The sequence below is a fragment of the Streptomyces sp. YS415 genome, from assembly GCF_023544665.1.
Taxonomy (GTDB): Bacteria; Actinomycetota; Actinomycetes; order Streptomycetales; family Streptomycetaceae; genus Streptomyces.
In genome coordinates, this window is sequence record NZ_JAMJFL010000092.1 from 1 (window position 1) to 372 (window position 372).

At 64.8% G+C, this 372-nt stretch carries 1 protein-coding gene; it reads right to left on the reverse strand.

Annotated elements, in window-relative coordinates; genetic code table 11:
• Positions 1-23: 23 nt before the first annotated feature.
• A partial coding sequence (locus M8H82_RS36385) for a transposase (protein WP_250079938.1) occupies positions 24-372 on the reverse strand: 349 nt, incomplete at its 5' end.

A 372-nucleotide genomic window follows, 5' to 3' on the forward strand; every position in this document is an offset into this window, starting at 1 on the left:
CTAGGGCGCGTATCGAGTCGTGATCAATTCATGGCCCGGGTGAGGTCTTTGAGCCAGATCATCGAGGCTCGTAGCTGGAGGCCGGCGAGGTAGCTGTCCGGGGTCTTGTCGTATCGGGTGGCGATGCCTCGCCAGGCCTTGAGTCTATTGATCAGGCGCTCGACGGTGTTTCTCTCTTTGTAGAGGGCAACGTCGTGACTGACTGGCCGGCCGCCCCGGGAACCCTTCTTCTTCCGGTTGGCGGCCTGGTCCTTCTTCTCCGGGATCACTGCCTTGATGCCGCGTTGACGCAGGTGGGCTCGGTTGCCGCGGGACGAGTAGGCCTTGTCCCCGGCGACAGCGTCCGGCCGGGTGCGAGGGCGGCCGACGGGT